Annotated in this window: 18 protein-coding genes; 5 read left to right on the plus strand and 13 right to left on the minus strand. The window is 48.8% G+C overall.

Translation table 11 applies throughout. From position 1 onward, the window contains the following. Positions 1-27: 27 nt before the first annotated feature. Both Q366_RS12760 and Q366_RS12765 read left to right on the plus strand, forming a co-directional pair. On the plus strand, positions 28-1,371 hold the full coding sequence (locus Q366_RS12760; RefSeq protein WP_035239525.1) for a M48 family metalloprotease: 1,344 nt from the start codon (positions 28-30) through the stop codon (positions 1,369-1,371). Beyond that, complete coding sequence (locus Q366_RS12765) at positions 1,371-2,270, plus strand: M23 family metallopeptidase (RefSeq protein WP_035239527.1); 900 nt, start codon at positions 1,371-1,373, stop codon at positions 2,268-2,270. Before Q366_RS12760 ends, Q366_RS12765 begins: the two co-directional genes overlap by 1 nt. 52 nt (positions 2,271-2,322) lie before the next feature. Here the strand turns inward: Q366_RS12765 and Q366_RS20390 are convergent, their stop codons facing one another. The 7 genes from Q366_RS20390 to Q366_RS12800 form a co-directional block, all read right to left on the minus strand. Continuing rightward, positions 2,323-5,103: a hybrid sensor histidine kinase/response regulator gene (locus Q366_RS20390; protein WP_051958031.1), complete on the minus strand. Its 2,781-nt coding sequence runs from the start codon at positions 5,101-5,103 to the stop codon at positions 2,323-2,325. Positions 5,104-5,110: 7 nt separating this feature from the next. Then, on the minus strand, positions 5,111-5,917 hold the full coding sequence (locus Q366_RS12775) for a PstS family phosphate ABC transporter substrate-binding protein (protein WP_035239530.1): 807 nt from the start codon (positions 5,915-5,917) through the stop codon (positions 5,111-5,113). A 195-nt stretch (positions 5,918-6,112) separates the two neighbouring features. Continuing rightward, complete coding sequence (locus tag Q366_RS12780; RefSeq protein WP_051958032.1) at positions 6,113-6,553, minus strand: YkgJ family cysteine cluster protein; 441 nt, start codon at positions 6,551-6,553, stop codon at positions 6,113-6,115. A gap of 46 nt (positions 6,554-6,599) precedes the next feature. Next, positions 6,600-7,634 (minus strand): histone deacetylase family protein, encoded by a 1,035-nt coding sequence (locus tag Q366_RS12785; RefSeq protein WP_035239532.1) that lies wholly within the window; start codon positions 7,632-7,634, stop codon positions 6,600-6,602. A gap of 17 nt (positions 7,635-7,651) precedes the next feature. Next, on the minus strand, positions 7,652-8,215 hold the full coding sequence (locus Q366_RS12790) for a GNAT family N-acetyltransferase (protein WP_035239533.1): 564 nt from the start codon (positions 8,213-8,215) through the stop codon (positions 7,652-7,654). 6 nt (positions 8,216-8,221) lie between these two features. After that, complete coding sequence (locus Q366_RS12795; protein ID WP_035239536.1) at positions 8,222-11,299, minus strand: PAS domain-containing protein; 3,078 nt, start codon at positions 11,297-11,299, stop codon at positions 8,222-8,224. Positions 11,300-11,334: 35 nt separating this feature from the next. Further along, a complete protein-coding gene (locus Q366_RS12800; protein ID WP_035239539.1) occupies positions 11,335-12,798 on the minus strand; it encodes a chemotaxis protein CheW in 1,464 nt (487 codons plus the stop codon). A 391-nt stretch (positions 12,799-13,189) separates the two neighbouring features. Between Q366_RS12800 and Q366_RS12805 the strand changes: the two genes are divergently transcribed. Then, positions 13,190-13,471 (plus strand): hypothetical protein, encoded by a 282-nt coding sequence (locus tag Q366_RS12805; RefSeq protein ID WP_035239541.1) that lies wholly within the window; start codon positions 13,190-13,192, stop codon positions 13,469-13,471. Positions 13,472-13,535: 64 nt separating this feature from the next. Further along, the gene (locus tag Q366_RS12810) at positions 13,536-14,564 is read left to right on the plus strand and encodes a response regulator (protein WP_035239544.1); all 1,029 of its coding nucleotides are present in this window, start codon (positions 13,536-13,538) and stop codon (positions 14,562-14,564) included. A gap of 129 nt (positions 14,565-14,693) precedes the next feature. Here the strand turns inward: Q366_RS12810 and Q366_RS12815 are convergent, their stop codons facing one another. The 5 genes from Q366_RS12815 to dctP form a co-directional block, all read right to left on the minus strand. After that, a complete protein-coding gene (locus Q366_RS12815) occupies positions 14,694-17,555 on the minus strand; it encodes a bifunctional diguanylate cyclase/phosphodiesterase (protein WP_035239547.1) in 2,862 nt (953 codons plus the stop codon). A gap of 199 nt (positions 17,556-17,754) precedes the next feature. Then, positions 17,755-19,143, minus strand: a complete 1,389-nt coding sequence (locus tag Q366_RS12820; RefSeq protein ID WP_211251891.1) for an aspartate aminotransferase family protein — start codon at positions 19,141-19,143, stop codon at positions 17,755-17,757. Between the two features lie 47 nt (positions 19,144-19,190). Continuing rightward, positions 19,191-20,450, minus strand: coding sequence for a TRAP transporter large permease (locus tag Q366_RS12825; protein ID WP_051958033.1), 1,260 nt, complete (start codon positions 20,448-20,450; stop codon positions 19,191-19,193). 69 nt (positions 20,451-20,519) lie between these two features. Beyond that, positions 20,520-21,020 carry a TRAP transporter small permease subunit gene (locus Q366_RS12830; RefSeq protein WP_035239553.1) on the minus strand — a complete coding sequence of 167 codons (501 nt, stop codon included), beginning with the start codon at positions 21,018-21,020 and terminating at the stop codon, positions 20,520-20,522. Between the two features lie 10 nt (positions 21,021-21,030). Continuing rightward, positions 21,031-22,083: a TRAP transporter substrate-binding protein DctP gene (gene dctP, locus Q366_RS12835; protein WP_035239555.1), complete on the minus strand. Its 1,053-nt coding sequence runs from the start codon at positions 22,081-22,083 to the stop codon at positions 21,031-21,033. A gap of 354 nt (positions 22,084-22,437) precedes the next feature. Here dctP and Q366_RS12840 point away from each other — a divergent pair, with 354 nt between their 5' ends. Further along, positions 22,438-23,850, plus strand: a complete 1,413-nt coding sequence (locus Q366_RS12840; protein ID WP_035239687.1) for an aldehyde dehydrogenase family protein — start codon at positions 22,438-22,440, stop codon at positions 23,848-23,850. A gap of 303 nt (positions 23,851-24,153) precedes the next feature. On the opposite strand, the gene Q366_RS12845 is transcribed toward Q366_RS12840, so the two are convergent. After that, entirely contained in the window at positions 24,154-25,056 is a 903-nt protein-coding gene (locus Q366_RS12845) for a phosphate/phosphite/phosphonate ABC transporter substrate-binding protein (RefSeq protein ID WP_035239557.1), read from the minus strand. Position 25,057: the final 1 nt, after the last annotated feature.

Below are 25,057 nucleotides of genomic sequence, written 5' to 3' on the forward strand. Positions count from 1 at the left end.
AATATAATAATATCGGTCAGGAGAACTATGAAACAGAGTGAAAGCACCCCAATGACCCGGCGGGACTTTTTGTATGGATGTACAGCAACTGCCGTGACCTTGGCAGGGGCCGTACTTTTCCAGGGATGCGCCATTGATCCGGTCACCGGGAAAAAACAGTTGATGCTTGTGAGCCGGGATCAGGAAATATCCCTGGATAAACAGCAGTCGCCCTTTCAATTTTCTTCGGACTACGGTGTAAGCCTGGATAAAGGGCTGAACCAGTATGTTTCCGGCGTGGGCAAATCCATGCTGCCCCAGGTACACCGGCCCGACATGCCCTATAATTTCCAGGTGGTCAATGCCACCTATATAAACGCCTATGCGTTCCCCGGCGGTTCCATCGCCGTGACCCGGGGAATTTTACTGGAACTTGACAATGAGGCGGAGCTGGCCTCTCTTCTGGGGCACGAACTGGGTCATGTCAATGCGCGGCATACCGCCGAACAGCAATCCAAAGGACAAATCTCGTCCATTCTGGTGGCAGGCCTTTCTGTCGCAGCAGAGACCCAGGGTGCAGGACTGGGCGATTGGGCCCAGAAGCTTGGGGACCTGGGACAGGGGCTGTTCCTTTCCAAATACTCCCGGGATAACGAACGTGAGGCCGATGCCTTAGGGCACCAGTACATGGCCCGGTCCGGATACAACTCCAAAGGGTTTACCGGCCTTATGGAAATGCTCAACGAAATGAATACCACAAAGCCCAGTTCAACCCAGATGTTGTTTGCCACCCATCCCATGAGCCGGGAACGGCTGGACGCCGCCAGAAACAGGGACAACGGAATATACCGGGACACCCATTCCCAGAGCCTCTACCGCGACCGGTATATGGACCACACAGCAAATTTAAGGTCGCTGAAACCCATGATCGCCAAACTCCAGGAAGCAGATAAGTTCCTGGCCAAAGAACAGTATGACAAGGCCGAGAGTGCGTTGATGTCTGCACTCAGATTAAAGGACACTGATTATACGGCCCAGGTGATGACAGCCAAGTGCATGCTGATCAGAAAAAAAAATCAGAAGGCCGCATACCATGCCGGCCTTGCCAAACAGCTTTCCCCCGGGGAAAACCAGGGACATTATATTTCAGGACTTTCCAATCTGGCGTTAAAGAAACCCATGCAGGCCCATGCGGATTTTGCTGCATGCACCAGGCTGCTGCCGGGAAATCCCCAGACAACCTTTTACCAGGGTTACGCCCTTGACATGGCCGACAGACAACAGCCGGCAGCCCGGGAATATGCGGCATATATCAAAGCGGTCAATTATGCGTCAAATAAGTACACCCAGTATGCGTATAAGCGGCTTAAAGCATGGAATTATATTAAATAATGAAACGCTTGGCAGCGGTTTTATTTACTTGCCTTGTGATCACTGCCATCAGCCAGGCAGAATCCCGCACGGATGGCCCAAAAGGCATCGTCCTTGCCCACCCGGAAGAGGCGGGCATGGGACAGCCTTTCCTTGTTCGGTTGACATCTGCCCGGGCCTTTGACAGGCTTTCTGTCCATTGGATGGGCCGGGTGGTGGTCCCGTCAGTCGCCCAGTGGAACCAACGTCATGTGGCAATTGCCATGCTGGGAACAGATGTACTCACCATCAAGTCAGGCCCCCAGCCACTTTTGATCCGGGCCTGGTCAGGGGGAAAGGAGACGGTCTGGCATCGGTCAGTGACGATTGTTGCCCGGTCGTATCCCCGCCAGGAGCTGACGCTGCCGTCAAAGATGGTGAATCCTCCCGGGGCTGAACTGGCGCGGATCAAGGCCGAAAGAATCCGGACCCAGACGGCCAAAAACACCTGGTCAGACCAGCGGTTTTGGCAACTGCCTTTTCATCAGCCCGTGGGTGGGAAAATTACCAGCACTTACGGCCTGCAGCGGATACTGAACGGCAAACCCAAGGATCCCCACCGGGGACTGGATTTCAGGGCCCCCCCAGGCACGGCTGTGGAAGCGGTGGCAGACGGCAGGGTGATCCTGGCCGAATCCCACTATTATGCCGGTAACGCCATATATATAGACCACGGCAACGGTGTCATCTCGCTATACTTTCACCTGAGTGAATTCGAGGTGTTTCAGGGGGACAGTGTAAAAAGGGGGCAGATTATCGGACGGGCCGGATGCACGGGACGGGCCACGGGTCCCCACCTTCATCTGTCCATATCTGCCCAGGGGCAACTGGTGGATCCAGCGCCGTTGTTTGAGCAAACAACCGACCAATTGATCAGGTAAAACGCGTTTGGGCAAAGATGACGAACCCAGGCAGGCCTGAGGGCCATGGCCCTCAGGATAGAACGTCCGTGGAATCCAAAACCTTCCGGATCGCCTGTGACATCTCTTTTAGTGAAATAGGCTTCATGGCAAAGGCGGCGACACCGCTTTCACGTGCCTTTTGTTCATCCATGAGAGCGCTGTGGCCGGTACAGACCATCACAGGGATATCGTTGCGAATGGCTTTGACCACCCGGATGAAATCAGCCCCGGTCATGCCGGGCATGGTCATGTCCGTGAGTACCAGGTCAAAGATGTCAGGATCAGATTCAAAGGCCTCAACAGCCATCAGGGGATCGGTAAACGCCTTGACCCGATATCCGATCCGGGTGAGCATCCGGTTAAAAATTTGGATCAGCTTTTTGTCATCATCCACGATAAGAATTGTTTCGGTTCCGCCTTTAACACCAAAGAGTTCAGAGGTATTCTCCGGCTCAGGGGGGTGTTTTGTCAGGGGGAAGTAAATGGAAAAGCATGATCCTTTCCCAGGGGTGCTGTTTACCTGAATTACCCCGTCATGGTTATTGACAATGCCCATGACCACAGATAATCCCATGCCCGAGCCTTTGCCCACGCCCTTGGTGGTGAAATAGGGGTCAAAGATACGACTGAGAATGGTGGGTGGAATGCCGGCACCGTTATCTGAGATGTCGATCCTAACGTATTGACCCGGTTTAAACGTCCCATGGCTGACAGCCTGATTCGGGATAGGATCCGTAATGCAGGCCCTGATCTCTATGGATCCTTTCAGGTCTTCCATGGCCTGATAGGCATTGATGCACAGATTCATAATGATCTGGCTGATCTGGATGGAATCGCCCAGGACAAACAGGCCGGCGACTTGAATATCATGGAAAATTTGAACCGAACTTGGAATGCTGGAGCGCAGAAAATTGATGGATTCCCGGATGACCTGTGAAATGTCAACGGCCTGGAGGACCGGGGATGATCCCCGACAGAAGCTGAGAAGCTGAGCGACAATGGCCTTGGCCTTGAGGCTGGCCGTTTTTACATCATCCAGATATTCCCGGAGGGGATGATGGGGATCAAGCTCATCCAAGCCCATCTCGGTGTTGCTTAAAATAATGGCCAGAATGTTGTTGAAATCATGGGCAATGCCGCCTGCCAACGTTCCAATGGTCTCCATTTTCAAAGCCTGCTTAAGCTGATTTTCCAGCTTTTTTTTCTCCGTAATATCTTCAAATTCAATGAGAAAGCAGTCTTCCTCCTGAATCCGAATGGGCACGCTGTAAAACAGAATCTTGATGCAGGATGCCCCATTGACCATAATATCCATTTCCCACCCGTCTGTGCTGCTTTCCCGGACCAGTTTTTCAAGCAGCGACAAGGTGCTATCCTCAAACTGGAATCCCAATTGCTCCGGATTTTCTCCTATAATCTCATACCTGGAACGCTGGCAGACCCGGCAGAATTTGTCATTGGCATCCATGAACAGACCATTGGCCCGTCTGATCAGTCCAATGGCATGGTGGGAGGTATTGAAAAGGGTTTTGAACTTTTTTTCACTGTCTTTTATAATCCTTATCTGACGCGTATTTCGTTCTTCCAGGATTTTTAGGTTTTTTACCATCAGGTTCATTGAACGGGCCAAAATGCCGGTTTCATCCCGGGCGCTTTCATCCAGAACAGGAGTAAGGTCGCCCAAGGCGATCCGGTTGGACATCCTGGCAGCCATGGCCAGGGGATTTGCAATTTTTCGACTGATCAACCCCATGAGGATGATCACCAGGACCGCGACCATGGCGGATATGACAAGGGTGGTCACCAAAATCCGGTTCCGTGTTGCGTCTCCTGCGGTTATGATTTTATCGCTGGCCTGCCGGATCATAGCCGCAGGCTCTCCCACCAGAACCCAGTAGTCTGACAAGGCGCTGGATACGCCGATTCCTATTTGGGAAAAAAGCGGTTCAAGGGGAAACGTCCTGATATGGAAGGTTTGTTTTCCAATGGGTATTGGTCTTAACAGATCCGTTATCAAGCCGCTGCTCTGGAAGGCGGCGGGTTCCAGAGCTCCAACGGCCTTCTCAACCTCGGTCCGGCTGTCGGGAATACCGGCCCAGATCAGGGGTCTTCCCTGGCCCAGAACCATGGACAATTGACCTGTGGTTTCGGAAAAAAAAACAAAGGGCTTGGACAACCTGTTCACGGTGGTGCCGCTTAAAACATATCCAAGGGGTTCGTCCATGAATTCGTTGGGGATCACAGCCAGTGACAGGAGCATCAGAGCGCTGTCACGACCAAGGGCATAGCCCTTGCAGGTATCTGTGTCCCATTTCTCGAATAACGCCACCGCACCGGTCCGGGTCAGGTCCCTGGCGGCAATGGCCTGATGGAAGTATGACCCCATATCCAGGGCTTTAAAATCTGCCTCCGGACAGGCCTGGTCAATGATACCCGGATAGGCGCTCAGCACACTTCCCCGGGTGTCAAAAACCACCATGAAGTCAATATCCGCCCTCTGGCAGGTGGCTGCCATACGTGCAAACAAGGCCTTCCACTGGCCAGTGGCGATATTGATCTTGGTCCCGTTATTCCGGCTGATATCTATTATATTCCGGTTGATCTGAAGGATGTGGGAAGTGGCCGCGTTGAGCAATAGCTTTTTCCCGGTCTCCAGGCGGTGCCCGGACTGGTCGGCAAGCTCTGTAATCAGTTCCCGGGTCTGGGTTTCAAGACCTTGGTTCAAAAGAATCAAGACCCCGAAAACCGTCAGCACTATGGCCAGTAAAACCATGGCTGTGGCGGAAAACACTATTTTTTTCCCGATGCTCATCTTTTTCCTAATTCACCGGCAGGCCGCCGGTATCCCTGATGGCCTTTCTTGCCCCGGCAGAGGAGAGAAATTCCACAAATCGTTTTAAGCTGCCCTGATAGTTTTCCGGCTTATAAACCAGATCAAGGGGAGCGAAATAGGGATAAGCAGGATCGGATGGCGCAATACCGCTGATCCGGACCACATGGATGGACAAAAGGTTTATGACATCTGCCAAAGCCCCATAGGCAATGCTGTTTTTAACATGGGCACAGGTATCAACGGTTTCCTGGTCCGTATAGGTAATCTTTGCCACCTGGGTCGGGGTCATGGTGGCGAATCCGGGCAGGCGGTCAATCAATACGTTCAAGGAACTGTCTCCCTCCTCCCGCCGGATCACCCGGATGGGGCCTGTACCGGCATTCAACACCTCCCATGTCCGCATGGTTCCGCTGTAAATGGCGCAGGCCTGCTCCGGCGTAATGCTGTCCAGAACCACACTGGCATTGGTATAGAAAATGATAGGCAATTTAGCCAGGGGGGTTTGGGTCAGCCCGTATTTGATCTCCTTGTCTGCAATATCCCGTGCCACCCGTCCCAGCAGATATTCACCTTTACCCACCGCCTTTATGGCACCGCCGGAACCGATACTCGGGGGAACACGGACCCGGATGCCGGGATTTTTCCTGGTAAATGCCTTGCCCACGGCCTGGATCACAGGCATTCCAGCGCCTGTGCCCACGATAATCAACTCTTCTTTCGCCGCAACGCCCGGCTGGGCCAATGCGGTCCACCCCATAAAACAGACAAAAAGAATCAGGCTATAGTATTTCACGTTTTTCCTCTTTTAATAAGTGATATGATAACGATAATATCAAATAATCTCAACGCCATCGATGGATTTTATTATTTCCATAACCCCAGAACCTATTCCTGGGTGACGCGCAACACCTCCCGAAGGGAAGTGATGCCCTGGGACACCTGAGTTAACCCGGCGACTGATTTTCCCTGCCGGGCATGCCTCGCCTCGTCAGGGTATGGTTTTTAATGGCAGTCCGAAACGGTCTTTCCCCAGCAGATGCATGGCATCCGTCCCAAAGATATTTTGAAGGGACCCGTCAGCAAGGTTACACCTGAATCCCCGGCAGGATTCAGGCCTGTAGTGGTAGATTTTACAGAAATATTTGTCATTACGTTTTTCTAAAAAAACGCAGCCGGTTTGATCCGGATGGATCATATACAGTTTGCCCTGGGCTGCCGCTTGTTTTGAAAGTTCCTCCAGGGAGTTGTTCCGTAATGCATCCAGCGACAGGCCAAAGCCGACATAGCCGCCCATTTTTTGAATAAATTCAGCTTCCTCCGGTTTGAGCAGCACCTTTCTATACCGTTTACAACAGGCCCCGCATTGACGGCATTCGTGGAACAAGGAGTCCAATTCTGCCGCCTGAACCTTATTTTCGTCACCAGGCATCCGTATTTCCTTATCAATCAACAACACGCAATTGTATCACTTTAACTTACAACGTCCAGAACTGCTTTAACGGATGATCTGTCAGAATCCGGTCTGCCCGTTTGGCATGCATGACCCCCACCAGGTCAACGCTTGTTTCCAAAAGTCCGTCCAGGGTGGCCAGTATAGACGCCTCCAGACAGTCAGGCTTGTATCCGCCTTCAAGAATCAAAAGCAGGCGGCCATCACATACCTGTTTGGCATGGGAGCGCAGCATCATGGTAATGGTCCTGAACCATCTGGTGCTCAGGCGAATCTGGCTGATACTGTCATCAACATGTCCGTCATACCCGGCTGAGACCAGAATAATCTGGGGAAGATACTGGGCACATACGGCATTGAGCAACTGGCCGAGAAGAAAGGTATACTCGTTGTCACCAAACTGTGAATATACCGGCACATTTATGGTATACCCAAGGCCCTTGTCCACGCCTGTTTCTTCTGCGTGCCCTGAAAAGGGAAAAATGCCTTGCTGATGAATGGACAGCACCATCACTTCATTGGTATCGTAGAATACATCCTGGGTGCCGTTGGCATGGTGGGCATCAAAATCCACAATTAAAATGCGGCTTAAGCCATACGTATGCCGCAAATATTCTGCGGTGATGGCGATATTATTCAGAATACAAAATCCCATGCCCCGCCCGGTACTGGCATGATGCCCCGGGGGCCTGATCAGGGCAAATCCCTGGTCCAGTTCTCCGGCCATGATCTGATCCGCCAGGTTCATGCAGCCGCCCGAGGCAAGCCGTGCAGTGATAAGGGAATCCTCCATCAGGTAAGAATCCCTGTCATAGGAAAAAGGATTGGAATTAACCGCATGTTTGCGGATCTGATCCAGGTAAAAAGAGGAATGCACGGCCAGAACCTGGTCAATAGTTGCTTCCCGGGGCTCAATGACCTGGCAGCGTTCGGTATATCCGGACAGGCTTAAGGTCAGATAAAGGCTTCTCACCCGGTTGGGATTTTCAAGGCTTGCCAAAGGAATGCAATGGTGTAAATAACGCTGGTCAAACACCAGTCCGGTACGCAAATTAGTCATTTTTACCGATTGCTGCTCTATTCATTGTGGTACCGGTAAATCGGATGACGCGCAAAGGTTTGCCCGGACAGGGTAAAAAGCAACCCGTTCCGCATGATGTTCTGATCCTGGTACTGGACAGCCTCCTGCATCTCAAATCCAAGCTTAGCAAGACATCGCTGCTGGGGAATATTATTTATATCCGTATACATTTGCACCTGCCGGATGTTTTCGTTTTCCATTAAATGTTTGATCAAAAATTTCTGGGCCTCTGTGCCATACCCTTTGTTCCGTTCACTTTCCCGGGCAATTTTAACGGAAATGATAACCGAATTAAACTGGCCGGACACAGTCCAGTATCGAATGGATCCAATGGGGGTATTTGTTTTTAACCACACCATGAACCGTTTTTCTTTATCGTTCCATAAGGCACCGGATTTAAGTTGATGGGTCAAATGTCCAATATCAAGATTTTCAGGAGAAAGGTATAAGCCGTTGGCTTCCAGCGCATGGCTCCATTCGGCCAGAAGTTCAAGGTCGTTCACGGCCAGCTTTTTCAAGCACAGCCGTGAGGTAAATATACAATTGCCATAAAATGTCATTTTTAATCACATGGAACGGATTGCAGCACTCAATTCTTTACTGGATTGGGCCAGCTTTTCAAGGGCAGCCATTGTTTCGTTAATGGATCCGCCCACCAGGTCAGCAGAAGACTTATTCTCATTTGACGCGGCCACCACGCCTTCGATCTGCTGCTTAACTTCCTGGCCGTTGTCGCTCAGTACATCGGATTTTTTATCAATCTGGTCAATGGCACTGGATATCGTTTCAATCCCTTCGGAAATTTTATCCATGGAGTCAAGGGCGCTTTTTATGACTTCGCTTCCCTGGCCAAGCATTTTCATACCATCTTTCATGGATTCTATGGTATCCCGGGATTCCTCCTCCACTTTCTTCACAATATCGGCAATATCCACTGCGGATCTGGATGAATTTTCAGCAAGTTTGCGCACTTCATCCGCCACCACCGCAAAGCCCCGGCCTGCATCCCCGGCCCGGGCCGCCTCAATGGCTGCGTTAAATGCCAGAAGATTGGTCTGGGAGGCAATGTCCTTTATAATGCCCACAAAACTGCCGATTTTCTTCAACTGGCTGACCAGGTTGGCAACCATTTGATTGGATTCTTCCATGGACAGATTGATGGCCTGCATTTTTTTACCGGCTTCTGAGCCTGCCTTTTTTCCGGCCGCCGCATCCTGGGCCACATTTGTTGCCATCTTGCTGGAATCTGTTGTCAACGCGACCATTTCAGATGCGGATTGCACCATGTACTGAATCACGTCCATTGATTTTGCCAGGTCTTTCACTTCCTTTTCAATGGTGGTGTTCATGGTTAAAACATTGGCGTTTGCGGTTGCCATCATGGCTAAAGAATCTGAAACCAGGGAAGAGACCTCTTCACCGGCAGCGTTGATTAATCCCTCTACCTGGAATTCCCGGGCCACGTCCACGGAAAACTCCAGACCGCCCTTAATATTGCCTTTGGCGTCCTTGATTGAAACGCTGGTCGTCTTCAGCGGCACCGGTCTGTTGTTTATATTGGCCATGGTTTGTTCCGTGAACACCGAGTTGTCGCGCATGGCTGTTCGCACCCCGCACCGTTCCGAATTACAGCGTTCTGTGCAAAACAGTTCATAGCATTTGCGTCCAATGGCATCTTCCACCGAAAGCCCCAGCAATTCAGCGCCGGCCGGGTTAATATAGGTAATGTTGTGGTTCAAATCCACCGCATGGATGGAATGGGGAATCACGTTTAAATTTTCTATTTTTTCGGCAGCCTCCTGCCGCTGACGTGCTTCTTCCGTGATATCCAGAATGAATTCCAGGCCGCCTTTTATATTGCCCTTGGCATCCTTTATGGGCGCCCCTGTATATTTGATGGGCATGATCACCCCGTCCCTGGGACGCGCAATGGTCTCTTCAGAAACAACCCGGTCTTCTAACATGGCCCGGCCAACCGCGCATTTTTCCGTACGGCAATGGGGGGTTCGGAACAGGTCATAACATTTTTTGCCAATCACCTCATCCACCTCAAATTCGGTGATTGCCGCCCCTGCCGGGTTGATATAAGTGATCGTAAATTCGGTATCCACGGACATAATCGGCGTAGGAATGGCATTCAGGTTTTCAATTTTTTCATTGGAAGCCTGGCGCTGGGCCGCCTCTTCGGTCACATCCATAATATACTCCAGGGCCCCTTTAATATTCCCTTTGGCGTCCTTGATGGGAGCCCCTGTATATTTGATGGGTATAATCACACCGTCTTTAGGCCGGGCAATGGTTTCAGCACTGATCACCGAATCCGTTTTCATGGCCCGGGTACAGGCGCATCGCTCTGTACGGCAATGGGGGGTTTTAAACAGATCGTAACACTTTTTGCCGATGGCTTCGTCCGGTGTCAGGCCGGCCACGGCCGATCCTGCCGGGTTCATGAACGTTACGTTGAACTCGCTGTCAATGGCCATAATGGGTGTGGGAATGATGTTTAAATTGTTGATCTTTTCATTGGCCATCTGGCGCTGGGCCGCCTCTTCGGTCACATCCATAATATATTCCAGGGCACCTTTGATATTCCCTTTGGCATCCTTGATGGGAGCCCCTGTATATTTGATGGGTATAATCACACCGTCTTTAGGCCGGGCAATGGTTTCAGCGCTGATCACCGAATCCGTTTTCATGGCTCGGGAACAGGCGCACTGCTCGGTACGGCAATGGGGGGTTTTAAACAGATCATAGCACTTTTGGCCCATGGCTTCGTCCGGTGTCAGGCCGGCCACAGCCGATCCTGCCGGGTTCATGAAAGTCACGTTGAACTCGCTGTCAATGGCCATAATGGGTGTGGGAATGATGTTTAAATTGTTGATCTTTTCATTGGCCATCTGGCGCTGGGCCGACTCTTCGGTCACATCTACAATATATTCCAGGGCACCTTTGATATTACCTTTGGCATCCTTGATGGGGGCACCGGTATATTTAATGGGTATGATGACGCCGTCTTTAGGCCGGGCAATGGTTTCAGCGCTGATCACCGAATCCGTTTTCATGGCTCGGGCACAGGCGCATTGCTCTGTGCGGCAATGAGGCGTTTTAAACAGATCGTAACACTTTTTGCCCACGATTTCGTCCGGTGTCAAACCCGCGGCTGCCGCCCCTGCAGGATTCATATAAGTCACCGTAAACTGGGTATCAATTTCCATTATAGGCGTGGGAATGACGTTAAGATCGGTCTCCATTTGGGATAGCCGGGATTTCAGCGTTTTAACCAATGTGATGTCCCGCAGGGAGATCAGGGTAGTTTCAGTTTCATCCGGCATGGGCGTGGTCATGGATTCGTACCAGGTAAGCGCATCTGCGTCACCTTTAAAAAATATTTCGGCACTGGTGCGCTTACCAATGCGCCTGGACTTGGCAACAGGGCAGTTCTTGGTTCCACAGAACTGGGAGCAAATCACCTCCTCGCAGGTTATTCCTTTTTGAATTTGTTCCTTTGAAATACCAAATGCTGTATAAAATGATGCGTTGGCCCAGGTAATGGCCATATCCTTGTCCACCATGCAAAACGGGTCTGACATCAATTCAAGGCATGCTTGATTAAACGCTTCCGGATCCTTATTGGAACCTGACATGATAATTCTCCTTTAATGGTTAGGACCGCAGAAACCTAGTGTTCAACAGTCAAAGCTTGTCCGCAATTTAGATGATTGCAAACCAGATTACGGATATTAATTACTAATACATGCTTTTGCACCCCTGCCTGATCAGAAAAATCAATCAAACGATCCAACGTATCTTTCTTGGCCTGAAATTGCTCATTAAGGGACGGGGTGTCAAAATGTTGTTCCTGCTTATATATGGTATTTATATTATCAACCTCCAGGGCCACGGTCACAGACTCAGTTCTGCAAATGATCAACTGTTCCCCGGATCTGTTGCGTTCCGGGTATCCGTAGAAGCGGCGCATGTTTACCACAGGAACCACAAGCCCTCGTAAATTAATGACCTCGGTATCATGCCCCTGGGCGGAAGGTATCGGCATAACCGTGTTCCTTTGGATAATTTCCTGAACATCCCTGATTTGAACCGCGAAAAATTTTTCAACGGTAAACACCAGATAGCCATTTTCGGTGATCAGATGATGTGCCGCTGTGACCTCTTCTGTTTTTTCATTTCTGTCGTTCATATGGGCCATGGATTGCAGCGTTTCCAGATGATTCCGGATCAGTTTGTCAACATCAAGCAACAGAATGCTCGATGCCTGGCCTGTTTCATAAAGACCTGTCACACTTTGCTGTTCCCGGAAAGGCATGGGCAGAATTTCGTGGGTCCCCACAGTTAAAATCCGGTGTACCGTATCCATAATCATGCCGAAACGTATATCAGTGGCTTCCAGGATCAAAATACGCCGGGTATCATTATTTTCTTCCAACGCTTTTTGAGAAGCCTTTTTTCTGTCCAGCAGCACAAGGGCGTCAACCACAGGAATTGTACGGCCGCGAAGTCGCAGCGCCCCTTCAATACACCCGTGGCAGAACGTTTTATCCACTGATTTGTAATAGGTTAACTCTTTGGCATGCTCCACAGGCACACCGTAATCCTGACCGTCACAGGTAAAAATAATAAACCGGCGATAGACCCTTTGCTCTTTTTCCTTTTGTGCCTGCCCCTGGCCGGTATCTGCTTGTGGCAACAGACTTTTACCTTCAAAAAGCCGATTTAAATCCAGAAGCTCCAGATTTCTTGTGCCCCGGCAAATCAAACCTGAAATCAAACAATTTTTGGAAAGCAATGCATTGGGGATGGCAGAAATCTGCTCCGGCGCCACGCGCAGTACATCCAGAATGTCATCAAAGAGAAGGCCGAAGCGGTAACCGGAAAGTGAGACCACTGCCACCCGGGCATTTTCATCATACGCGGTTTCATCAAATCCAAATCGTTTTTTTAGATTGATCACCGGAATAACATCTTCTCTAAGACGCATGAAGCCCTCGAAAAAATCAGCACTGTCAGGCACTGGCTGGATAGGACGAATGTTTGTTGCCTCAATGACACTCAGTGCATCAACGGCTATGTCAAATCCTCTGGAACGGTCCAGAAGAAAGGATGCGAAAAGCTGTTCGCTATTCATGACAATCATTCCCACGTTTTATTTATGATCAAGGCTGGATGTTGCGAAAAAACAACATTGTTCCTAACAATTTCATAATATTTGTTTACATTAAGATCTTGAACCAACTATTTTGTCAAGTCATAATTACCTGTGTATAAAAAATTCTTTTTAATTCAAAACTATGCCCCTGTAAGCGGTTATTTTTTTCTGATCTTTAATCCTTTGCTTGACAGAACGCGTCTTCACGCTCTAATCTTCGTTTAGTATTTTAGTTTAAAATTTGTTTAAGGGATACTAAAAAAGCGTTTTTCAATGAAAAAATTAAATCCGGTAAAACCCGGATTCGATATGAGGATTTTGCCTGGATCCTGCCGGAAACAGATCCGGATGGAGCTAACATGCTTGCAGAATGAATCCTTCCGGTATTGAAAGACTTGCCATTCCCCACCAGTCTTCCACATTTGAGATTAAGGAAACGGTATTGACCCAGGAGTGCCGGATGAAACAGGTGATCGTTGAAACGCTTTTGACGATTAAAGACGAATTTTTACAAATCGCTTTTTCGCTGGCAGATTCCCAGGAGGAAAAAGCAGTCCTTACCGGGGAGGGAAATATCTGGCAACGGATAAATGTCCGAACTGACGTAATTCAATCGTATCGGAATTTGCATTTCCTAACACCTGAAACTTAACAACCCGCCCAAAGGGCGATAATTTAATGACTGAATTTTTTTATAGTGTATTGGGGAACAAACGATGACAAAAGGTGCCGATAAACCTACGATTCTCATTGTGGATGATGTCCCGGACAATATTACAGTCTTATCCAGCATCCTGACCGACTACAACTTAAAAGCGGCAAATAATGGGGCCAAAGCCCTGGAAATCGCATCGCGTTTCAGACCGGATATTATTCTGCTTGACATCATGATGCCTGAAATGGACGGCTATACGGTCTGCAGGCGGCTGAAGCGCGATCTTCATACAAAAAATATCCCTGTAATATTTGTCACTGCAATGGATGAGGATACGGATGAAGCCCGGGGATTTGAAATAGGCGCGGTTGATTATATAACAAAACCCGTCAGTCCGCCGGTTGTCCGGGCAAGGGTGAAAACGCATCTTAACCTGTACGACCAGAACAGGGCCCTGGAGCACCTGGTCTATGAACGGACAAAAGCGCTGAATAGAAGCAGGCTTGAAATTATTCGCCGATTAGGCCTTGCAGCAGAATACAAAGACAACGAAACAGGCATGCATGTTATTCGTATGAGTTATTACTGCAAAATCATGGCAACGGCCATCGGTATGAGTAAAGAGGAGGCTGAGTTGCTATTAAACGCCTCCCCCATGCACGATGTCGGCAAAATCGGCATTCCGGACGATATCCTTCGCAAGCCGGGAAGACTGAATGCCCAGGAGAGAGCCATCATGGAGCAGCACACGGAAATCGGAGCCAGGATTATAGGCGAACATGATAATCCGCTTTTGGATATGGCACGGACAGTGGCGTTGACCCATCACGAGAAATGGGACGGCACGGGCTATCCCCGGGGCATTAAGGGAAATAATATTCCTCTTGTAGGCCGTATCGTTGCCGTTGCCGATGTTTTTGATGCCCTTGTCAGCAAACGCCCCTATAAAAATGCATGGCCCTTTGAAAAGGCTGTTGCAGTGATCAAAACGGAATCAGGGAAGCATTTTGATCCTGGGCTGGTGGATGTATTTGTGGCAAACCTGGATAAAATAATCGAACTTGCCAAACTAAATGCTGATCCGGATTAAAAGACAGGAGGATCGTGAAACGATGTAATTTTAATCCATCTATTTCAGGAACTCAAAAAAAAATAAATGATAAAGATTTTACGCCGAATTTTTATTCGTATTTAAAGCGCAACGCAGTGACTGGGTTGATCAAACATGCGGCAACCGGTAGTCTGACAGCCAGGACTCAAGTTCGTGCAAGGGCATGGGCCGGGCAAAAACATATCCTTGAATATCCATGTCTCCCATCTGATTTAAAATTTCCAGCTGATTTTCGTTTTCAACGCCTTCGGCCACAATCCCCATGTTCAGTTTGTTGGCCATCAGGACAATGGTTTCGACCAGGACAAGGGCATTGGCATCATCGACAATATCGTCGATAAAGGATTTGTCGATTTTCAAGGTGGTGATGGGCATCTGTTTAAGATAGGCCAGGGAAGAATAACCTGTCCCAAAGTCATCAATGGCCGTTGAGATACCAATTTGGGACAGGTTTTTAAGCCGGGTCATGGTGGTGTTTATATCCCGCATTAACAAAGACTCGGTGATCTCTATTTTCAGACGGTCTGCCGGATATAAGGTCTCTTGCATGATGCCTGCGGCCATTTGTTCAAATGAGGGGTCATCCATCTGGCGTGCGGAAATATTGACAGACAGCATCAGGTCCAGTTGACTTTTTTCTTTAATGCGACAGACCTGTTCAACCGCCTTCTTAAAAACTTGTTTGCCAAGGGGAATGATCAGGCCGGATTCTTCTGCCAGGGGGATAAACTGGCTGGGGGGAACAACGGAGCCATCCGGTTTTATCCAGCGGACCAGGGCTTCAAGCCCCACCGGCGTTAATGTCCTGATATTGACCTGGGGCTGAAAATAGACCTGGAATTCATCATTTTCAATGGCCGTACGCATGGCCATTTCCATGTCAATGCGCTGGTTGATCTTTCTGGCCATTTTCTGCTCAAACAGATAATATTTGTCCTTGCCTTTGTCCTTGGCGTGATACATGGCAAGATCGGCATGGCGCACAAGGGTGTCTGCATCATCACCGTCTTCGGGAAAAACGGAAATACCGATACTGCAGGTGATATGAAAGGATTTGCCATTTATGTCAAAGGGCGCTGAAAATGAGCCCTGAATACGTTTAACCATGCCGATGATTTCCATCATATTGTCCACGTCCGTGACCATGATGACAAATTCATCCCCGCCGAGCCTGGCCACGGTATCGCTGCCCCGGGTAACGGTGAGCAGCCTTTGCGCAGCCTCTTTTAACAGTTCATCGCCATGGGCATGTCCTGCCGTGTCGTTGACGTTTTTAAAATTATCAAGATCAATGAAGATCAACTGGACCATCTTCGCCTCGTGCCGGGCCCTGTTTATGGCATGTTCAAGCCGGTCTTTGAACAAGGTCCGGTTGGAAAGACCGGTGAGCGGATCATGGTAGGCCATATATTCGATCTGCTTTTCTTTGGTTTTCATCTCGGAAATATCATGAAACACAGCCACGTAGTTTTTCACCTGTCCGCTTTTATTCCGGATAGCGCTGATACTTAAAAATTCCGGGTAGGCCTGTCCGGACTTTTTTCGATTCCAGATCTCCCCGGACCACTGGCCTTTTAGAATCAGGGACTGCCACATGGTTTTATAAAAGGCTTGATCGTGCCGGTTCGATTTTAAAATCCGGGGGTTTTGTCCGATGGCATCCTGGGCCGTGTAGCCGGTAATATCGGTAAATGCCTGATTTACGGCCTGGATCTTTCCATCGGGCTGGGTTATGGTGATTCCCTCATTGGCATTTTCAAATACTTTTTCAAATAACTGAAGCTGGATCTCCGTCTCTTTGCGCATGATATTTTCTGTGATCAGATTTTTTTTATATCTTTCCAGCCGTCTTACAAATTCGTTGAAACTGGATTCAAGGTCACCGATTTCATCTTTGCGCCGGCTGTCCAGCGGCTGTAACTGCCAGTCCTGGTTCATATTGACATTTAAACGGCGGATCAGGCTGGTCAGCGGCCGGGTAATGGTGGTGCTTACGGCCAGTGTGACAAACGCAATGACAGCAATGGACACAGCCAGGATAGCAAGAAACATCCGGCGCATCTCCACAAGCGGGGCAAAGGCTTTTTCAGTATATGTTGAAGAGGCAATGATCCAGTCAAAATCCGGTATAAAATCAAACACCATCAATTTCTCTTTGACCACCTGATCTTCGGGGTTTTTCCAGAAGTAGTGCATCATCCCTTTTTTCTGTGCAATGATTTCCCGGGTCTGTTTTTTGTTTTCGGGTGTTCCGTAATCCATCATGTTGCCGGTTATTTTAGGATGAATGAGGATGTTGGCCCGGCTGTCAAAAATAAAAGAGTAGCCGCCCCCCAGGGCATCCATTGCCAGCACGCTGTCTTTGAAATCTTCCACGGAGACAAGCTGGGAAAATTCCGATTTGTACGACGATGCTGAGATGATCCAGTCCCAGGGCTTAAAATAAGCCATGTGCAGTGCCTTGGCGCGTTTTTCAGTGTCCTCCGGATTTTTCCACCAGTATTCCAGGTACCCGTTTTTCTTCACCAACTGTTTCCGGATAAACCCCAATTCAGCATAGCTCTGCCCTTTGACATCCTGGTTAGGGTGGACTTTCATCTTTCCTGTGCTGTCGATGACGTATATGTATCCGGTCTTGCCTATTTTTTGACCCAGCAGCAGACTTTCTGCCTGTTTTTTGGCCTCTTTTTCGGATATCAGATGATTCTGGAAATCCTGGTAGATGTGTTCAATAATTTCCAGATTTTTTTCAGCAATGGCACGCAGGTGAATTTTGATGGAAACCGTTCCGACAGTTTCGATCAGGCTTGTAATCGACTGATTGGAACGCGTCAATGCGGTTTTTATATGATGTTCAAGATAATTTTTTACATGGATATAGTACATGCTGAAACCGCATGAGAAAACAACTGTGGCCACCAGCGAATAGATGAAAAACAGCTTGAATCGTATGGGCAGGCGTTTGGACATATTGTATCTTAAATTTACAGGTTTTGATTTGTAAGCGGATATTCTATCGAAAAGTGTATTTCAAAATGGCTGTGAAATCAAGTCGCTGTTTTACCGGGCAGCCCGTCCGTTGTTTTGCAGCTAGATAAACGTGGTCCAGGTAAGGTGCCCCCCGGAAAATGCAATACGCAAAGTTCCGGGGGATATCGTCCCATTAATGTCAGATATCCAAGCTGCCCAAAACGTCAAGCAGGATATCCGAAGCCTTGTCCAGATATTTCTTCGGCGTTGTCAAAGAGGGCATAAACCGTATGACATTCCCGTATCTCCCGCAGGGAACCAGAATAACGCCCTTGTTCAGCATCGCCATGATGACCTGTCCCATGAGAGCTGCATCAAAAGGCGCTTTGGTTTCCCGGTCTTTGACCAGTTCAATACCGATCATGAACCCTCTTCCCCGGACATCTCCGATACATTCTATGTTCCGGGCCCCCTCTTTAAGTCTGTCCTTTATCTGTTCACCTAATTTGGCAACTCTTTTTATCAGTGCATTGTCATTCTCGGTAAGGATATCGATATTGGTCATGCTGACAGCAGCAGAAACGCCGTTGGCGGCAAAGGTATTGGGCTGGGAACCGTCTTCGATTTTTGCTGCAAGATCCTTGCGCAACGTAACGCCGGCCATCGGCACATCGCCGCCAATGCCTTTTCCAAAGGTCAATATATCCGGTTCAACGCCGCTATGTTCAATGGCCCACATTTTTCCGGAACGTCCTGCACCGGATTGAACCTCATCGGCGATAAAAAGGGCACCGTGTTTTTCGCACGAGGCTTTAACACGCTGAAGAAATTCAGGATTCGGGGCCAGGTATCCACCTTCACCCTGCTGTGCCTCAATGATCACCGCTCCCACATCATCCACACCGGTATACGGCGTATTCAACAGGTATTCCAGATAGTTTGCGCACATGTCTTCACACGCTTCCTGGCTTTTGGTTCCAAAACAGCACCGGTATGCGTACGGGTACGGCACATGGACAACACCGGGGATAAATGGACCAAAATCTTTTCTGTACTGATCACCGGTTGTCAAAGATCCACACCCGCAGTGAACACCGTGATAGGCGCCATGAAATGCCACGATCTGTGAACGGCCTGTAATCTTTCTGACAAACTTAATGGCCGATTCAAGGGCGCTGGAACCGGACTGGGTAAAAAAAGTAATGCAATTATCTTTTAACCCTGCCGGCATGATGCCGGATATCTTTTTTGCCAGATCCAGACGCATGGAACTGCTGCAGTCACTGCCATGCATCAATTTTCCGGTTTGTTTGTGAATCGCCTCAACCACCCTTGGGTGAAGCCTTCCCACTGAATTGACAGCAACACCGGCTGTGATATCGATATACAAATTTCCATCCGGATCTTTTACGGTGGCCCCGAATCCCTGATCATAAACCACCGGAAATCTTCCGGCGCCTCTTGCCATGGATTCAAATTCCGGGGCTTCACCGAGCTGCTTAAGGCTTTTGGGACCCGGCACGGATTCAGTTATTATTTTGGGGGCATCAGGATAGGATAATTTTTCAAGATCGGATTCGTTAATCATGTGATTTCTTCCTTTTAAACTTTGTGTTTATATATTTAGTGTCTACACTACAGCATGCTATCAGTCAGCCATAAAGCCAGTTGCGGGAAAATCATAACCAGGATGAGAACAATGAGCTGAATGGCCACAAACGGCGGGATAGACTTCCAGATATCCCGGGTCGTGATTTCGGGTGGTGCCACCCCTTTCATCATAATCAGTGCCCATCCAAAAGGCGGGGTCAGATATGCCACCTGCATGTTCAAAATAAAAATTATTGAGAACCAGATGGGATCAAAACCCAGAACTTTGGCAATGGGAACAAAAATAGGCGCACAGATGGTAACAACGGCATAGTCATCCATGAACATACCCAAAACCAGAAGAATCAACTGCATGCCCCCCAATACAATCCAGCGGTTTATTTCAAGCGTGCTCACAAGCTCTGTGACCAAAGACTGTGCGCCCTGGCTGGTATAAAACACACTGAATAATGTAGCACCGATTAAAATCCAGAAAACCATCCCGCTGATGGTCATGGTCTGTCTGCAGGAGTCCCAAAGCACTTTCCATGACATTTTCTTCAGAAGAACACAAATAACAAAAGCGCCGGTTGCGCCTACACCGGCAGCTTCGGTTGGTGTGGCAATCCCGAAAAAAATTGAACCCAATACCAGGACGATCAAAAGTGCGGGGAGCAAAATATCTTTCAGGGAAGACAGTCTCAACTTCCAGGTGACCGTTTCCTTAACAGGCGGTGCAAATTCCGGCTGGAGTTGACACCGGATACTGATATATAAAATATAGCCGAATGCGGTGATCAAACCGGGAATCACGCCAGCCAGAAAAAGCTTTCCAATTGATACCCGGGCAATGTACGCAAAAATAATCATGATAATACTGGGGGGAATAATTTCGCCTAACACCCCCCCGGCCATGACAGAACCCAGGGCAAGGGACCGGTTGTAAGACTGCTTGAGCATTGCCGGTACGGCGATCAGGCCCATGGTCAAAATCCCCGGGCCGAAACCACCGCACATGGCAAGGGCCACGCACACGCCGATGGAGATAATGGCAAGCCCGCCTTTAATGCCGGTGAGCCAGAATCCCAATGCCTTGAACATTCGATCCGAAATACCGGAATGTAAAAGAAAATTGCCCATGAGCAGAAACAATGGAATCGTGATCAGATTCGGATCTGTAATCTGCTTATATGTCGTTGTCGCAACAATAAACAGAGAGGTTGAACCTTCCAGAAGGCAGGTCAGAACAACGGTAATCCCCCCCAAAGCAAATGCAACCGGGACCCCAAGTAAAAGGAGGGTCATGAGCCCTCCGAACAACAATATGGTAACCACTTCAATACTCATAAAACCATGCCCTCACCCTGCCCTGAACTATTCAAGATTACGCGTTTGTTTTTTCAACAAGATATAAATTCCTTCCACAAGGAACAATACAGCGGTAATGGGAATTAAAAGTTTCAAAGGATAGAGCGGTATCCGGAATGCTCCATGTGCGGTTTCTTTCATCACGAAAGAATTTTGTCCCATCCAGGCGCTCTGCCAGATCAGAACCACGATGAAACAGACAAATGACAGCAGTGCAAGCAGGTCCGCTGTTTTCCGTCCTTTTCTTGTAAAACGGTTATAAACAACTTCTATGCGTATATGGGTATTCTTCGCCATGGCATAAATCCCGGCAAAAAGGATATACACACCAAAAATCTGGCGATTGACAGGCCAGACCCATATGGTCGGACTGTTAAACGCGTATCTTAATATCACCTCAATGGTTGTACACAACATGATGACCACAATTAAAAGGCTCATCACATCTCCGGCCCGGCAACTGACCGTATCGACAAATTTAAAAACTGCTTTCAGGCTTTTTATCATGCATCTATCCTTATTTAACCCCTCTCCATTCTTTGATCATCTTGATCGCCTCGGCTGACGCCTCATCGCGTTTGGCAACCTCATCCCAGAGTTTATAAGCAATTTCTTTGTGCTGTTTAATTGCTTGGGCAGAGACGTTGCTTTCTTTCAATGTGCCGGCTTTTATCATATTTTCCGCGTTTTTAAATTCTTTGCCGTAGGCTTCCACGGTCGCGGTCCAGTAATTTTCAGCCGCTTTCTGAAGGGCCTGTTTTAAATTATCGGGCAGTTCGTTCCAGGATTTGTTGTTGATCAGCATATGCCCGATCACATGGTCATTATCCCCGGCCCGCACCCAGTAAGGGGCGACTTCATACCATTTTAATCCGGATATGGCACTGATATCCCACTGGCTGGCATCAAGGGTTCCAAGTTTCAACGCCATGTAGGCTTCACCACCGGAAACATAAGTGCCCCGGGCACCGATCATATTGTGAAACTGTGTATAAATCCCTTCGTCCCTGATCTTTATACCTTTCCAGTCGTCAAAGTTTTCCAGCGGTTTTGTGGACAAGACAAAGGGGCCGCCGTATGTATGCATGTCAAGCCAGTAAAGGCCTTGCTTGTCATACTCTTTTCGCAAGATATTGACGAATCCCTTATTATAATAAAAATCTCTTATCACCTGGGCCTTGGCATCAAATCCATCGACTTCATCAATGGTATAAGCAAACGGAATACCGAATTCAATTTCCCCAACCGGAACAATACCGCCCCAGAATGCCCCCATACAGTGAAGCATGTCCAAAAGCCCCCTTTGTGTGGATTCAAACAACTGCTCCAACGGAACAATTTCGGAATCCGCGAAAACTGAAATAATCAGTTTGCCGTCACTGAATTTTTTCACGTCCCGGGCAAAGCCGTCAAGCAGTTCAAAAGAGATGTCGCCATGGGGATATCCGGACTGCAGTTTCCATCTATACACCTTATCTTTGGCAAAAGCAGATCCAACGGAAAAGATGGTACACAGAAAAATGGTGACGAAAACCAACGATACTTTTTTAATTGCTGCAGATAATTTCATGCGTTTCTCCTTTAATCATTTTTAATGACTATAATGCCCACGTTTAATACCACCCGTAAATATATCCCTTCCACCGCCCTGTCAATGGCCGGAAGATGACCATATACAGGCGAACCGCATTTGCTGTTTACCCGGCAGGGCAATTATGCATATAGTTGCCCTGCCAAGGCCATGCCGCTGATTTGCCGGAGTACCGGCATTAACAATGGTCAATTGCGTTTACCGGTAGCAGCCCAGGACCTGTTACCGCAAAAGATATGCAAGGGATTTGGGACGGCCAATAATTTTGAAAATTTTTTGGAACAGCCTTACGCCTGGGATTTTCAGGAAACAAAATGCAAAAGGAGAAAAAGCATGACGGATTATGCAATGATAATCAATGGTAAAAAAGTGTTATCCGACACCACATTTGATGTGGTCAATCCGGCAACGGGAGACGTTTTTGCAAAGTGCCCCAGGGCCACGATTGAGCAACTGGATGAAGCGGTTGCCGCAGCCCGGAAGGCTTTTCCCGGATGGTCGGCCCTGGCCGATGACCAGCGGGTAAAGATCATGAACCGGATCGCCGGCATTATTGAACAAAACCAGGCGGAACTCGCCGGACTGATCACCCGGGAACAGGGTAAACCATTGTCCGGACCGGGGTCCATGTTTGAGGTCGGCGGCTGTATGGCCTGGACCCAGGTTACCGCATCCATGAAACTTGAACCCGAACTGGTGGATGATAACCCGGAGGATACCATTGAACTGTACAGAAAACCCATTGGTGTCGTCGGGTCCATTACGCCATGGAACTGGCCCTTGCTCATCGCTGTATGGCATATCATGCCGGCCCTGAGAGTGGGGTGTACCGTTGTCCTGAAACCTGCATCCTATACCCCCCTGGCCACCCTCCGGCTGGTTGAACTGATCAATGAAGCCCTGCCCCCCGGGGTGCTCAATGTGGTATCCGGCAGCTCCGAGATAGGCAATGCCATGTCAGCCCACAAAGGCATTGACAAAATTGTCTTCACAGGTTCCATTCCCGTGGGCCAGACCATCATGGGCCGGGCCGCGTCCAATTTAAAAAGCCTGACCCTGGAACTGGGAGGCAATGATGCAGGCATTATTCTGCCGGGAACTGATGTTACCCCGCTTTTGGAGCCTTTGTTCTGGGGATGCTTCATTAATGCCGGACAGACGTGCGCGGCCCTGAAACGCCTTTTTGTCCATGAAGATGATTATGAAGATGTCTGCCAGAAATTTACGGATTATGTAACTAAAATTCCTGTGGGGGACGGTATGGATGAAAAGAATCTCATCGGCCCGCTGGGCAATGGGCCCCAGCTCGAAACCGTCAAACAATATGTCGATGATGCCAGGGAAAAAGGCGCCAGGGTCCTGTGCGGCGGGACACCTTGTTCCGGCCCGGGGTACTTTTATCCCCTGACCCTGGTGGCAGATGTAACCGATGATATGGACCTGGTCAAAGAAGAACAGTTTGGCACCGCACTTCCCATCATCAAATATGCCACTGTTGACGAGGCGGTTCAAAGGGCAAATTCCCTTGACGTGGGGCTTGGCGGATCTGCATGGTCCAATGATCCGGAAAAAGCCAAAGCGGTTGCCATGCGCCTTGAAGCCGGGACTGTCTGGGTGAATGCCCATGGAAAACTGCACCCCATGGCCCCCTTTGGCGGAGTCAAATCTTCCGGTATCGGATCTGAATTCGGGCTTGAGGGTCTCAAAGCCTATACTGTGAATCAGGTGGTCAGTGTAGCGAAATAGTGTTTGAACAAAAAGTTGCCCATCTGCCGGGTTGCAGAAAATCTGCAATCCTCACAACCACGGGGTTGCTTTGGTTGCGGATTTTCCTGCGCCTTGCATATGGGCAGCTTTTCGTCCAAACACAGGTTCCCGTTCAAGTACTAAATAGTCACCATTTCATTTCCGGGACTGGGTCAATGTCATAAAGTTAAGAAACTTTTCAGATTAAAACCACGAAGTTCACGAAGAACACGAAGTTTAGTTCTCTAATATCTTCGTGAACTTCGTGTTCTTCGTGGTAAAATAAAATCTGAATGCTTAAGTTTATGGCATTGGGGACTGGGTGGAAATGATGTCATGAATCGCCTGGTAGTCTTTATCAGAAACCGCCACAATGCCTGCCATATTCATGTTCTCCAGCATGGTTTTAAGGCCGGGCGCCGATGAGAGCATGATTTTTCTGATCTGATTTTTCAAGGCATTGTCCACACCGCCGCTGAATACAAAAGGATCGTAATGGATGGGATCGGACTGCCACAGGATCGCTGCCTGGCCAGGAGTTAATATATTTTTCTCAACCGCCTCGTCGATGCGGACAGACGAGACAAAGGCCGCATCCACATGCCCGCCCAGGACGGATTGAATGGAACGGTCATGGGAGCCGGTATAGACGATGGTCCCGAAATACGCCTTCAAAGGGGTACCGATGTGCTTTGAAAATGCCATGCTCGGAATAACAGAACCTGAGGTGCTTTCCGGATCTGTAAAGGCAATCTTTCTTTGTTTCAGATCCCCGGCCGATTTAAACCCGTTCTTTTTTAAGGTAAACAGAACCGAATAATAATAACTTCCTTCGGGCGTAATGAATCCCTTTTTTCTGGCAAAGGAGGCAAAGGCTTCCACCCGGTTATCCCTTGCCCTTGCCCTGGCATAGGATGCCGGGCCCAGAACGGCAAAATCAATGGTCCTGGAAAGCACCCCTTCAATCACGGCATTGTAAGACTGGGGACGAACAATTTTAATGGATTTCTGCAATTTTTTTTCTAACAGATCAAGCAATGGACTTAACTCCTGAATCTGCTGATCAAAATTTTTCTTAGGGATGGCTGAAAAATAGAGTACACCACGGACATGGTCCGTTAGCGCAGGCTGGCTAAAAGCAAAGGAAGAAAAAGGCCCAAGGATTAATCCCAGCACGATCACACATCTGGTAAAGTAAATTATCATC

This window comes from Desulfobacter vibrioformis DSM 8776 (genome assembly GCF_000745975.1).
GTDB lineage: Bacteria > Desulfobacterota > Desulfobacteria > Desulfobacterales > Desulfobacteraceae > Desulfobacter > Desulfobacter vibrioformis.